11 protein-coding genes, 1 rRNA gene and 1 riboswitch are annotated in these 12,997 nt (G+C 38.3%); of the genes, 1 reads left to right on the top strand and 11 read right to left on the bottom strand.

Features of this window, described 5'->3' with window-relative positions; genetic code table 11:
* From J7W16_RS12485 to J7W16_RS12465, 5 genes are all read right to left on the bottom strand, one after another.
* Positions 1–83 (bottom strand): 16S ribosomal RNA (locus tag J7W16_RS12485); the annotation flags it as partial.
* Positions 84–657: 574 nt separating this feature from the next.
* Entirely contained in the window at positions 658–843 is a 186-nt protein-coding gene (locus J7W16_RS12480; RefSeq protein ID WP_210597626.1) for a hypothetical protein, read from the bottom strand.
* 264 nt (positions 844–1,107) lie between these two features.
* A complete protein-coding gene (locus J7W16_RS12475; RefSeq protein WP_210597625.1) occupies positions 1,108–1,437 on the bottom strand; it encodes a hypothetical protein in 330 nt (109 codons plus the stop codon).
* 48 nt (positions 1,438–1,485) lie between these two features.
* The gene (locus tag J7W16_RS12470; RefSeq protein ID WP_210597624.1) at positions 1,486–2,793 is read right to left on the bottom strand and encodes an McrC family protein; all 1,308 of its coding nucleotides are present in this window, start codon (positions 2,791–2,793) and stop codon (positions 1,486–1,488) included.
* 7 nt (positions 2,794–2,800) lie between these two features.
* Positions 2,801–3,751, bottom strand: coding sequence for an AAA family ATPase (locus tag J7W16_RS12465; RefSeq protein ID WP_210597623.1), 951 nt, complete (start codon positions 3,749–3,751; stop codon positions 2,801–2,803).
* Positions 3,752–3,793: 42 nt separating this feature from the next.
* Positions 3,794–3,876, bottom strand: a riboswitch (cyclic di-GMP riboswitch).
* 234 nt (positions 3,877–4,110) lie between these two features.
* Between J7W16_RS12465 and J7W16_RS12460 the strand changes: the two genes are divergently transcribed.
* Positions 4,111–5,808 (top strand): M3 family oligoendopeptidase, encoded by a 1,698-nt coding sequence (locus J7W16_RS12460; protein WP_210597622.1) that lies wholly within the window; start codon positions 4,111–4,113, stop codon positions 5,806–5,808.
* Between the two features lie 193 nt (positions 5,809–6,001).
* On the opposite strand, the gene J7W16_RS12455 is transcribed toward J7W16_RS12460, so the two are convergent.
* The 6 genes from J7W16_RS12455 to J7W16_RS12430 form a co-directional block, all read right to left on the bottom strand.
* The gene (locus J7W16_RS12455) at positions 6,002–7,678 is read right to left on the bottom strand and encodes an alpha/beta hydrolase (protein WP_210597621.1); all 1,677 of its coding nucleotides are present in this window, start codon (positions 7,676–7,678) and stop codon (positions 6,002–6,004) included.
* A gap of 154 nt (positions 7,679–7,832) precedes the next feature.
* Entirely contained in the window at positions 7,833–8,585 is a 753-nt protein-coding gene (locus J7W16_RS12450; protein ID WP_210597620.1) for a sulfite exporter TauE/SafE family protein, read from the bottom strand.
* Between the two features lie 206 nt (positions 8,586–8,791).
* Positions 8,792–8,956, bottom strand: a complete 165-nt coding sequence (locus tag J7W16_RS12445; RefSeq protein ID WP_210597619.1) for a hypothetical protein — start codon at positions 8,954–8,956, stop codon at positions 8,792–8,794.
* A 690-nt stretch (positions 8,957–9,646) separates the two neighbouring features.
* Positions 9,647–10,354 carry a nitroreductase family protein gene (locus tag J7W16_RS12440; protein ID WP_210597618.1) on the bottom strand — a complete coding sequence of 236 codons (708 nt, stop codon included), beginning with the start codon at positions 10,352–10,354 and terminating at the stop codon, positions 9,647–9,649.
* 184 nt (positions 10,355–10,538) lie between these two features.
* Positions 10,539–10,952, bottom strand: coding sequence for an RrF2 family transcriptional regulator (locus J7W16_RS12435; RefSeq protein ID WP_210597617.1), 414 nt, complete (start codon positions 10,950–10,952; stop codon positions 10,539–10,541).
* Between the two features lie 309 nt (positions 10,953–11,261).
* A complete protein-coding gene (locus J7W16_RS12430) occupies positions 11,262–12,959 on the bottom strand; it encodes an ATP-binding protein (protein ID WP_210597616.1) in 1,698 nt (565 codons plus the stop codon).
* Positions 12,960–12,997: the final 38 nt, after the last annotated feature.

Raw genomic sequence — 12,997 nt, 5'->3', positions numbered from 1 at the left:
AAGCTCCCATTAGTCCGCTCGACTTGCATGTATTAGGCACGCCGCCAGCGTTCGTCCTGAGCCAGGATCAAACTCTCCATAAAATTGGTTTGAGTTTAAATAGCTCAATACTTGTTGCTGACTTTTTGAAAAAGTCTAAATTGACGAGATATCATGTATCTCTATTTCGCTTGGCTTTTGTTCAGTTTTCAAAGAACTCGTTTAGCGCATCTCTCAACGGCTAGAATATTATCTTAACATAATAAATTGTCGAATGCAACAGTTTTTTATGTTATTTTAATTTGTTATGTCACGTCGTTTTGGCGACAAGGAATAATATATCATCTCAGCACAAACAATACAACTATTATTTTTTTAAAACCCCCTACCAATATTACCCTAATTTTTTTCTACTATATAAATAGATACCATAATCATTAAGATAGTTGACGTGGTTATCTAATGATAATAGATTCACTAAAATACAGCGAACGTTTCTGCTTTCGAATACCATCGATCTAAGCGGATTCAATCCCTTCAAGCTTACCAAGAGCATAGACAACCTCCAGCAGGTCAGCCATTTGTTTTAAGTAATTGGTGGGTGAATTTCAATGAGTGAAAAGTCCAGTAATAGAAAAAACCCTCCTTATTATAAGAAGGTTATTCTTTCATACAAAACTAAATATTTTTTTCAGTTACTATAACATCAGATATTTTTCCATGAACAGTTGATTTGTAGCTGTAACCTAGTAATTCAAGTAATCGTCTATTATTCTGAGAGCTTATTTTCATATTCATTTCTTTAGCAACACGAGTTAGATGCTTGGGAGTGGAACCAATATACACTGCATTATCCTTACTCATTATACATCCCTACTAAGAGATCAATCGCAAAATCAAATGGCTGCCTTTTATCCATTATAGCACTTACATATGAATATCACTTTAAATACAAACCACATTTCATCATGTGTTGTTGAAATAAAAACTACTTCTTCTACTTGTTTTTAAGCATGTTAAAGCAATGTTATCAATATGACTTACCAATACAGCTGACGCAATACTACTTAAAACTTTTATATCAAAATCCCTATAATCACGAGTGAAAAAGAAAATCACTCCCAAAACTTACAATCTCCTTGATAGTCTATACGGCCGTTTTAATAGTTTACGAAACACATCTGGTCCTTCATGCCTTCTAGAATTCGCCCACTCATCATAATCCTTCTCAGATATTCTTTCTTCTATTAATGCCTTCAAGAATAGTAAATGCTCTTGGTCTACAGCCATTTTAGTTAGTTCCTGTTGCTGCGATTGTTCTAATTTATTTATTTTTGATTTCGTTTTATGGTTTTTAATAAGGACTAGTCTAGGCTTTCTTTTCTTATAAATGGTTCCAAATAAAATGATCATTGCTAGCAGAAATATAATGAGGGGCCAGATATACTGGTTAGTCACGGAAGTATCCTCCTTCTCTATTTTATTAACGCCCTGAGGTCAAGCACTTTATCTTTCATCCTCACCAAACCTCCGAACAACCCCCTCCAAACTAACACCAACATCCTCCAAATCCACAAACTCAACATCAACCCTCACACCATCAAAACTCACAAACCTCGGCACAATATCCAAATCCTCCAACCGATCATTCAAAGGATAAATAACAACAACCCTAGTCGCCTGATACTTCTTCGCATAAGCATACATCTGATACATATCCGATTGCGAGATCCCATAGTTTTCTCGCTGATTACCATGAAGTACCTTCCATTTCGTATCAATAACAAATACAGCAGATCCCTCTTTTCTAACAACGATATCCGGTATAAGCCTAAATTTCTTTGGTTGATCAAATAAATGATAGGACTTATCTTGAGTACTAATCGTATAGTCTGTCCCTAACTCCTTTTTCATCAAGTTGGCCACATACGCTTCAAACACCTTCTCCATCGAAAACAAGAGAGCGTATGCAACCTCCTGCCCAGAAAATGGAGTAAAGCTCTTATTTAGCAAAAACAAACTACACCACTTCAAAATGACCTCGTAATCCTTCATACTTCGATCAAGTTTAACCTTCTTCAGATCATCCTGGTGATGGACAGATTCTTCTACTAACTCAAAAAACATCAGAAGCTGCTCGATGTCTCGTTTGTTTCGCAAATTGCTACTTTGCTTGTAGAGTTTCTTTAGTGTTGCTTTTATTAATTTATTCTCAATCCGATTCTGACTATAGATATCATATTTGATATAAAATCGCTCTTTATGAGCAGCATTCTTTTTCAGATGCTGGGTGAAATCTAATTTCCCTTTAAGAAACGTCTCATTATCCTCATGTGTCACATAGCCTGAGCGTATCCCTTTTTTCGTTAGCTCCCGAACCTCTTCAATGAACATCTTAATAAAGATCTCAAAGAGGTTATGCTTCATTACACCTAAGCTCGAGAAATTGAATTGTTTAAAAGCAAAGCTATTAAGTGATCTCAACATCTTCAGGAAAATCCTTCTCGTTCGATCTTCAGAGTCAGAGTCTCCTTTAAGATGGATTTTCGGAAGGACTTCAATCTTCGTACCATCCTTCATTTGAATGAGCCCGACATAATTTTTGACCCGGATAATCTTTCCTATCCCCTTTTTACTTGAGATCGACATGAGTTCAATTGGGTCTGTTTCATCTTCTTGATTACTTGATAGGATAAACTTCTCTAATTCATCAAATGTTTTCTCAGGAATACATATATATTTACTTGGCGGCAATGACTCCTTCAAACCCCTGACTAAACAATCATACTCTTTTACAACATAATACTTCGTCATCTTAACATCAGCTTTCATAGATCTTTCGATAGGCTTCAGGATTCTCAAAGGCAGCTGCATTAATCGTGTATGTACTCTCAAGTATATCTAGATCAACTTCATCCGCACGACCGAATAAGCCCTGATCAATCTTTCTCTCGCTAATAAACTTACTATCATCATTTTTCATGTTATCCCCGAGAATGAGTTGAATCTTGCGGTAATCCTCATAGAAGTATTCCTGTAGCAACGGAAGAACCGCATTTTTGAAGATGCGAGCTAATTTGCTCAAATCGGGACTGTCTTTTAACTCAATAAAATAAGCATGTCCAATCGTATGTTCACGGTCATAAAGAACTTCGATTCGCTTATTCATCGTTTCTAAAAGGCGTCTAATATTCACCCCGTTCACCACAATCCCATCCAGTGCACCAACATCTGGAAGCATTTCAATAAATCTAAATCTCCGACGTAACGCCGTGTCTAGCATTGCTATCGAACGATCTGCTGTATTCATCGTCCCTAGCAAATAGACATTGCTCGGCACACCAAATTCTTTTTTCGAATAAGGGAGTCTTACCTTAGCTTGTTCATTCATCCCAAGTCTTTTTTGCTTTTCAATTAACGTAATCAACTCACCAAAGATTTTAGAAATATTCCCTCTATTAATCTCGTCGATAATGAAGACATGGTTCCGTTCCTCTTGTACCTCATCCACCTTCGTTTTATGCTCATTAATGATAGGTAATAGGTCATTTAACGTGATCCGATTGAGCCTATACACGGTTCGCTGAGTTAAGCCCTTATTCCCATTCATCGCAAGGATATTTTCATTGATGTCAGTTGCGATCCAATTAACTTCTCTTTTCCGTCCGTAATGATCGTAACTATCATCGTATTCATACTCATCTGTCACAATCCCTATCCCGTCGATTGAATCCCTTGTTCGTAAAGAAAGGACGATATCGCCAACAGCCATCTCATTTTGAAAATCTAGCAGAATGCTCCGAATGCTTTCCGAATCCGCAACCCGGCTATCATAGTTTTCACCTTAGATCCGTGGCTTTGCGTCTTTACCTTTCAGTAAATTTGCCCTGATATTTAATTGTTAATTCCCTTTATTATAATGAATAATCAGGTAATTTCATAGTGTTTTTTTCCTAGATCAGTAAACTACTTTTTTACTACAAACGGGGCAAACGCGGGGCAAACGCGGGGACGGTTCTTACGTTTCCTACGTTTAGCGAAACGAAAGAAACAAGAGAACCGTCCCCACGTCTACGTTTTTCTAGTATAATGGTTGTGATAATTAAATAGAAAAAAGAAGGAGAGTTATCCATGACACAAGATTTGAATCATAATTATTATAAAGAATTAATTGATTTACAAGAGGTAGAGGCAGTAGAAGCTCAAATTCAAAAGCTACTTGAAGTATCAATTGAATCCGTTTCTGATCTAGAAAGCTGGTTAGAAGCTGAAAAGAATTTAATGATTAAAATCACAGAAGCTATGACAGGTCATCAAGTTGACTTCTTACGTAACACAGAGGATGCAGAAATCAAATCGATTTATCTTCATGATCAGCAAGTCATCCAGCCTCTTTTAATGAAATATGAAGCTAAATTGAATGAGAAATACTGTGAGTCTCCTTACATAAATCAATTAGATGAACAACGATATGGTTTAATGCGTCGCGTGCGCGAGTCGAAAGTGAAACTGTTCAGAGAAGAGAACATTCCATTAATGGTAAAAGAGCAAGAGCTCTCAACGAAGTACAGTGAAATTATGGGAGGATTAACCGTTGATTGGGACGGGGAGGAAAAGCCTTTTCCGTTTGTCCAATCTCAACTTGATCATCTAGACAGAGCAGTAAGAGAAAAAGCGTATCACGCAATGATGTCAGCTCATCGTCAAATTAAGTCCGATATGGATGCAATCATGGACGAGCTCGTTCAATTACGCCACCAAATTGCTGTAAATGCCGGCTTTGAAAATTATCGTGACTATATGTTTGTCGCCAAAAATCGTGAGTACAGTGTCCAAGATTGCTATGACTTTCATGAAAATGTTGAGAAACATATCATCCCAGCTTGGAATCGACTTGCAGAGGTATTTAAGTCCAAGCTTGGTGTCGATACATATCGCCCTTGGGATAACACCGCTAAATTAATGAAAAACCCACCATATTCTGAGGTAACGACTCTAATGGATGGTGTTTCTGAAATGCTCGGAAAGACCGATCCCTATTTTGCAGACCGTTTCGATTACATGAGAGAGCATGGGTTACTAGATCTTGGAGATCGAAAAGGAAAAAGCCCAGGTGGTTTTTGTACAAGCCTACCTGTTTCAGGCGATACCTTTGTTTTTGCAAACTTTAGTCCTTCCTTTTTCTCGCTGATTGCGTTAATTCATGAAATGGGTCACGCATTAAATGGATATCTCGAATTTTCCGAGCATGGTCCTATTGAAGACTACCAACAGCGAATGGAAGTGGCAGAACTGTATTCTCATGGAATGGAATTGCTTTTATTGGATAAGCTGGATCGTTTTTATCCAGACGAAGAAGATTTTAAGAGTGCACAGCGTGAAGAGCTTAGACGTGCATTTACAATGTTAATCGGCCCATTAGCAGGCGATCTCTTCCAGCATTGGATGTATACGAACCCGAACCACACTGCCAAAGAGCGTGATGAAAAATTCTTTGAAATCTCAAAACGTTATGGCTTAAACCCTGTCGACACGTCCGGACTTGAGGAAGAAGTCGGGATGAGCTGGGCAGGAACTCTTCATTATTTTCAGGTTCCTTTCTATAATATTGAATACTCTATTTCAATGCTTGGTGCTCTACAATTGCTTGAGAATTATCGAAAAGATCCAAAACAAGCGATCGAATCGTTTAAAAAAGGGGCAAGTGCGGACTACAATCAATCCATCGCTGCGATTTATGAAGAAACTGGGGTCAGTTTTGATTTTACAGAACCAGTCGTGAAGCGAATGGGTGAGTTTCTAGAGACCGTTATTCAAGATATTCGTTAGGGTACACTTTACCATACCCTGATATCATAAAATAAGGACCATTGATGTATGCCATCAGTGGTCCTTTTTATTTAGACTTTAAAACGGTATAGAGAGTTGATACAAGCTCATATGGCCAAAGGGGATCTCGTATTTCCTTTGTTTGGCGAAACGAAAGAAACATTAGAACCGTCCCCTCGTTTCCCCGTTTCCTCTACTGACTCAAATACATAAATCGCTCCATATAATACATAAGAATCTGATTATAATGGCTTGAGAAATAAAAATCAGCGTTGTGACCTGCGAATGGCATCATCAATAAGATCGAGCCATCGTTGTTTTGGTTAGCATACGTCTCATCGAATTCTTCTGAAATGGAAGCATCCACTACGCCATCTTCTGTCCCCTGAAAAATTAACGCAGGCGGACTATTCTCAGTCACTAGTAACGCTGGATCAACTAGTTCGGCTGATCCATCAATACCAACATTTCCCGCTAAGCCATTTGCTGGGTAGAGTGGGATGATTCCTTTAACCGTTAACGCCGGATTCAATATGTCGGTATACTGACCACTTGCTAATCCTAGACCTACTGCGTTCGCAAGCTGCCCTCCGGCTGACGGACCAGATACGAATACTGTGTCCAAATCCCCTTGAAACTGATCATTATGTTCAACCAAATAATCGGTAAACAGCCCAATATGTCGGACCATATCGTCAATCGTAAAGTCCGCTACAATGTTTTCAGGCACTTGTGCGAATTCCACGAACTTATCCTCACTGCTTAAGCCGTACTGAACATCAAACACAACATAGCCTTGGCTAGCGAAATACTTATTTACCTGTGCAGCGTTACCTGCCCCTTTATCGCCAATGGTCCAGCCGCCACCATGAATTCGGAGTAGCACGGCTCGATTACCAGGAAGATCCTCGCTATTTTCAGGTGGTAGATAGGCGTCAAATGATAGGTTAATATCCTTATCCACACCTTCAACCCCTTCATAAAAGAGAATGTCTTCTAGCAACGTATATTCCTCTGTACTTGTGCCAAAGAAATAATGTGGCAGTGAGAAAGATGTGTTTAAAAAGGACGCACTCGCCTCGGCTGAAATAGCTTCTCCCCAGTTATCTCCAAACACCTCAGAGAACTCCTGTTCAGCTTCATTTAAAGTAAAAAGCGTTGCGATAACCGGACTGCTGAAGGTGACAGCGATCCCTATCCCTATAATGGCTAGTGTGACTCTAGTCTTTGTTCGTTTTCTTTTTAGTAGTAAAGCCGTAATGGCTAATGTGCCAATGCTAAAAAAGAGCGAATAGCCAGGGAAGAACATTTCAACTACTCCACCCGTCTTTCCTACTATAAGTCGATAGGCAACAAACAGACCAACCAAAAGACACAATACTAATAAAATTAATTCGGCTACTACTTTGATCGAGCGTTTTTTCTGAATAGAAAATCCGATAAGCTCCGAATTAGACCTAGTCCGTTTCGTCCAAGCCATAAACGTTCCAAATCCAAGCAACACAAAAAGGATGACACTTGATAACCAACTAGTAGAATCCTGGTTAGACGGATTGCTAGAGGCAACCGTATTTAGAATCGGCAGCAAAACCATAGCCGAAACCATAAACCATAGGTACCCTTGATCCAAGGCATTCTTATTACTAGGTATTGCAGCAACTACGATATTTCCTATAAAGGTTAGAAGCAATACTACCCCAAACACAATCAGGAAGCTCGCCATTTGAAAGTCCAATAAAAATAGAATACCGGCTATAATTGAAAGAATATTCAGCCCCACCAATGTGGATGAAATGCTACGTAACGGTCGGCTTACGGGTTTCCTTTCCAAATTTGATACTGAAGTAGATAAAGCATCAGATAAAGGCATTTAATTTCCCCTCTTTTTTGAAATTATTATTCTAATATCCTAAGTTTAGAATAGTAAGAGCTTACTATACAACTCTAAGCAATAAATAAGAATAAGAAAAGTTTACCAATCCGTCAGGCAAGAGGGCAAATTTGGTGCTTAGAAGCCAAATCCATTAACCAAGTAATAGCCTTAATCCACCTACTGTCACCAAGATTAATATAATGACCTGAAAATATTTTTCTGGGATGAGTGATAAAAATTTAATGCCTAAATATGCTCCTACTAGAATAGGGACAATCAGCCATAGGTTGAAGAACAGTGTTTCACTAGTGATGAGCCCAAGTTGTGCATACATCGGAATCTTAATTAAATTAACTGCTAAAAAGAACCAGGCACCTGTTCCAATAAATTCTTTCTTCGGTAGAGCGATGGCTATCAAGAAAATGGACATAATCGGTCCTGCCGCATTCCCCACCATTGTCGTAAATCCGGCAAGAGTACCCATGATCCCGATGAAGACTTTTGAATCTGGTAAATGCTCTAACCATTTTTGACCGTAACGTTCTTTTACCATTTGAAGAGCCATTAACGTTAAAATGATCGTTCCTAAGATAATCTCTATCGGTCTACTTTCTTCAATTGAGTACAATAGAAAATAACCAGCAATCAACCCTCCAAGAACCCACGGAAGTAAAGACAGCAAGGTTTTCCAATTTACACTTCTACGATAATAAGTGACAGCTATGACATCGGCAAATAACAGCATAGGTAAAACAATTCCAATGGACTCTCGTGCCGGGAATATCGACGCCATTGTTGCTGTCACAAGGATTCCAAGCGTCGGCAAACCCGTTTTCGTCACGCCAATACACATCGCACATATGATGACGATCAATAGATACACCCAAGATAATTCATCAATCATTTCGGTCAACTCCTTAAGAACAGCGGGACGGTTCTCGCGTTTCTTTCAAATTAATCATTTGTTAACAAATAGTACTCTAATATTCATTTTATATAAACTATTTTTAAAAACGCTCAATGTCTAACCATATCAGTAGACTGTAATATATTCGAGTCTCCAAATAAGAATTCCAGAACATTCTTCCTATTATACAGATTTGCAAGAACTTAGATACACATATATCGTCTATATAATGCAGCTACCTTTGACCAATGGGATGTCTGCTCTAACCAAAAAGGATGACTCTCGAATCCGAATGAGTCATCCTTTTCTAAAGAAATATATGCAAAACCGTAAACGATTGGTAGTGTCCTTGGAAGCATCCTAGTCATTAACTTGCTCCTCAATAACTTCACACCCCCGAGACCCTACTCAGTCGAACTTCTTTCAGTTTCTAAAACACCAGAACCGTCCCCACGATTCCTAAGTCATTTCCCCACAACCTATGTAAGAACACGATATATAGCGTGAATAATGCTGTAATTATAATGAATATGATCGGGATACCTCTTAAAGTGTTGTTTTTACTGATTGCTATTATACAAACAACAAAAGAAAGTAGTGCAAAAACATAATAAAGATAAAACATTGGATAAAGTGTTAATGGCCCGACAAATAAGCCAAGTACTGAAAATTGAAGTAAAAAAGTCAATATAGAAATAGCGACCCACTTCAGCTCATTGCTAATTGATACGATGTTTTTAATCGAGAATAGGATTGAGATTATAACTAAAGCTGCAACCAACCATTCGTATAAGAAAAACAAGGATTCGTGGTTTGCGGCAAAATAATATCCAAGAATGGATAACGGTATAATTGTAAGCAGTAGATATGCATTTAATTTGAGATGAAACGTTTCTTTGATTTTTTTCTCCTCCCTTTTATGTTGGTATTTACTGGGTGACTTCCTTGTAATTATATTACCACAAAAACCCAATTTATTAGTAGATAGTTAGATTCAATCTAGAAAAAAAGTCCTGCCCTCAGTGTCTTTAAGTACTAGGGGCAGGACTTTTTTTCATTTAGAATCGATTCCAAGATAGAACATCATCAAGTGGAAGACGGGTTTTCTCGAATCCGGCTTTGGTTCCTTTTCCTACTGAAAGCAACATGATCGGCTCATAGCTTTCCGGAACATTGAAAGCCTCCATAAATTGTGCTTCATCGTAACCGCCCATCGGCACCGTATCAAAGCCTTTCGCTTTCGCTGCCAGCATTAATTGTAGAGCGACGATTCCGCCGTCAATATGAGCAATTTTCGTTAAACGTTCTTTAGGGAAATTCCCGTAGTTATCGAAAATGCTGTTTACATACATGTCTTTAACATCTTGAGGCATGTTGCCTTTTTCAGCAATTTGACTGTAGATCGTATCAGCATTTTTATAGGCTTCACGATCACCAAGCACAGCGATGACTACTGAAGCATCAACGATTTGTTGTTGGTTATTGGCGATTGGCAGTAATCGTTCCTTTTCCTTCTGATCTTCAATTACTAAGAATCTCCAAGATTGAAGATTACTAGATGATGGAGCGAGCGTTGCAGTTTCTAGCAGTTCACGAATTTCACTTTGTTCTATTTTGAAATTAGGGTCATATTGACGTACCGAACGACGTTCTTTCGCCACCGTCAAAAAGTCCGTATCCTCCAACTGTTTCGGTGCTTCTTTCGTCGTATCAAGTTCTTTTACTTTATTTAAGTACTCTTCTTTGCTCATAGTTTTATCAGACATAAAAATTCCTCCTTCAAACTGTATCTTTCACAGGAACAGTATAGAACCTAAACTGTATCTTTGTCAACAACAGTTAATTATCAAAAAAAGAGAACGATATCATAAGCGATGTCATCCTCTAATTATTGTTCTATATTTGGTTTTGCGTGAGTGATAGTACGAGTGGTAAGCACCGCTTCGCTTACTACGGCTTCATTAAATCCTTAATCGTCTTTTGTTCTAAACCGCTCACGACCCAGCTCTCCATCTCATCTCGAAGCTCAAAAAGGGATTCACGTGTCGAAGGGGCAAAACATTCTTTGCTTTCCACATCAAAGAATCCTTTCGGGAACGTTTCCGATCTCATCGCATCATACACGTCCGAAAGTTTAATGTCTTCAGGATCCTTTACAAGATAATAGCCACCATCCCGGCCTTCCTTCGCTTGAATTAGCTCTTTTTTTACCAGGTGCCTTAATATTTTTCTCAAAAAAACTGATTTGGAATTAAGCTTTTCTGCCAATTGACCGCTTGGACATAGCCCATCATTGTTGGCCATCACCACCAATGCCTGAACCGCCATGCCAAACCACTTTACACTCGTTACATTTTCGCTCATTGTGTCACCTCTTCATCTCCCTTTATTCTGAAACATTCTTGATAAGAAGTCAAAGTGCTTTACAAAGAAACGGCGCAACGGACATCGAGTCCGTTATTTTCGGAAAAAAGCGAGGCAAGATCGTGGTTGCGGACATTTGGTCCGTTATTTCACTCAATTTAACTAAAATGCACTAGGATTTAACTTAATAGCGGAACAGATGTCCGTTACAACTAAAAAACAACGTATTTTGCTTAAATAACGGAACCAATGTCCGTACCCACCACTAAAGGCGATGTTTCATTGTTATCACTGTCACACATACCCTACCTACATCAAAACAGCAGCACTTTCTTCAATCACTGGAAACGTAATCGTGAATGTTGTTCCCTTACCTAGTTGACTATCAACGTGGATCGTGCCGTTGTGCTTCTCGATAATTTGATAACAAATCATCAGACCAAGCCCGGTTCCCTTTTCTTTTGTCGTATAAAAAGGCTCTCCCATTTTCGTTAGCAATTCTTCAGGGATCCCTTGTCCTTGGTCAATCACTCTCGCTTGAATGGTCTGCTCTAATTGAGTAATCTCGATGACAATGCGACCGTTGTCCTCCATCGCATCAATTCCATTCTTAATTAAGTTGATGAATACTTGCTTAATCTTCGTGTCTTCACAAAGGATGTCGATTCGTTCCTTTTCGGATTTTGTTATAATTTCAATGCATTTCATATTGGCTTCCGATGTCAATAGAAGCCTGACTTCTTCTACTAGCGTTACTAAGTTATAGCGTTTTCTATTCTCAGAATGAGGCTTCGCCAACGTTAACAGCTCACTTGATATTTGTTCAACTCGAGAAAGCTCATTCTCAATAATATTGTAATACATCTCTTTGCTCTTATCACTGTCCGCTCTTAACATACTGAAAAATCCTTTTATCGCTGTTAACGGGTTCCGTAACTCATGTGCAATACTTGCCGCAAGCTCTCCCGCTATATTCATTTTTTCTGAACGTACGATTAATTGTTCGTTGGCCTTCTCCTGAGTAATGTCGATAAATGAATGAAGCAGAGCTCGTTCATTTTCAAATAAAACAGAAATTGAATTCATGATAAAATATCTTTTTTTCCCATATAAGGTGAATTGGTACTCCTGTTTTGTACGATGTTCACTCATCTCAAATAATGATTGAAGCTCGGCCTCATTCTGAACGATAATCTCTAGAGCAAGATCATTTGTAAAAAGAAGCTTCGTTTCTCTGCGAATAATGACTGGAATGGGTAGCTCATTGATAATCGTTCGGAGTTTTGTTTCCTTTTGTTTAATTAATTCATTGGTCATTTTCACTCTTGTATTCTCTTGAGTAAGATGACTGTTTTTATTAAGTAGTTCAATATTTTCCTCTTCAATTTGCTTTAGCTTCTCTAATTTTTCGTTTATTGGGGTATGGAGATTTTTCATATTATAAAGCGGGGATCTTGCATATTCATCATCTGTCATAAAATGAGTATGCACTCTCATCAGTTCATTCTGTAAATAAGCTGGTGTTTTCAAATCATTATAGCAGCAAACGGAAATGATGTTATTATTTAATATGTATTGATCGCAGCTACATTCAAATGTAATGATCTCCTTCATGCTAGGGGCTTGACTCGTCGGTGGAATATGTCCCCATGTTCGAATAGAATGGCCCTCGTCAATAAATGGTTTCAAGAGTTGATTAAGGTGATTGGTTTCCCCTGTTGAATAGTGATGACTAAGATAGAATTTCTCTGAACTCACAAAGATCACATTCGTTAAATCGCTTTCTTCAATCCCATCCTTCCCTAATTGCTCCCGAATACGCCCAAGAAGCTCCTCTGTTTCGATGATTAATAGTGAAGCTTTTTCTTCTAGCCCTTTCAAAATAAACCAGATTGCGTTATCAATATATGGATCTAGCTTACTGTACATATAAAGAATATGTGCACCTGTTCGATCTAGAGCATAATTCCTATTTAATTGACTCATTGTACTTTGATTTTTATTCATGCTGATACTCCAATTTCTATAGTTTTACTCCAGACAGG

Origin of the sequence: Halalkalibacter suaedae (genome assembly GCF_017939705.1) — a bacterium.
GTDB lineage: Bacteria > Bacillota > Bacilli > Bacillales > Bacillaceae_D > Halalkalibacter > Halalkalibacter suaedae.
This window is presented reverse-complemented; position numbering and strand designations above follow the sequence as displayed.

What these genes read in the sequence shown, in the direction of transcription:
- J7W16_RS12435 (WP_210597617.1), bottom strand. Translation starts at nt 10,952, where the DNA reads ATGAGCGAAAATGTAACGAGTGTAAAGTGGTTTGGCATGGCGGTTCAG.
- J7W16_RS12455 (WP_210597621.1), bottom strand. Translation starts at nt 7,678, where the DNA reads ATGCCTTTATCTGATGCTTTATCTACTTCAGTATCAAATTTGGAAAGG.
- J7W16_RS12465 (WP_210597623.1), bottom strand. Translation starts at nt 3,751, where the DNA reads ATGGCTGTTGGCGATATCGTCCTTTCTTTACGAACAAGGGATTCAATC.
- J7W16_RS12445 (WP_210597619.1), bottom strand. Translation starts at nt 8,956, where the DNA reads ATGACTAGGATGCTTCCAAGGACACTACCAATCGTTTACGGTTTTGCA.
- J7W16_RS12450 (WP_210597620.1), bottom strand. Translation starts at nt 8,585, where the DNA reads ATGATTGATGAATTATCTTGGGTGTATCTATTGATCGTCATCATATGT.
- J7W16_RS12480 (WP_210597626.1), bottom strand. Translation starts at nt 843, where the DNA reads ATGAGTAAGGATAATGCAGTGTATATTGGTTCCACTCCCAAGCATCTA.
- J7W16_RS12460 (WP_210597622.1), top strand. Translation starts at nt 4,111, where the DNA reads ATGACACAAGATTTGAATCATAATTATTATAAAGAATTAATTGATTTA.
- J7W16_RS12430 (WP_210597616.1), bottom strand. Translation starts at nt 12,959, where the DNA reads ATGAATAAAAATCAAAGTACAATGAGTCAATTAAATAGGAATTATGCT.
- J7W16_RS12440 (WP_210597618.1), bottom strand. Translation starts at nt 10,354, where the DNA reads ATGTCTGATAAAACTATGAGCAAAGAAGAGTACTTAAATAAAGTAAAA.
- J7W16_RS12470 (WP_210597624.1), bottom strand. Translation starts at nt 2,793, where the DNA reads ATGACGAAGTATTATGTTGTAAAAGAGTATGATTGTTTAGTCAGGGGT.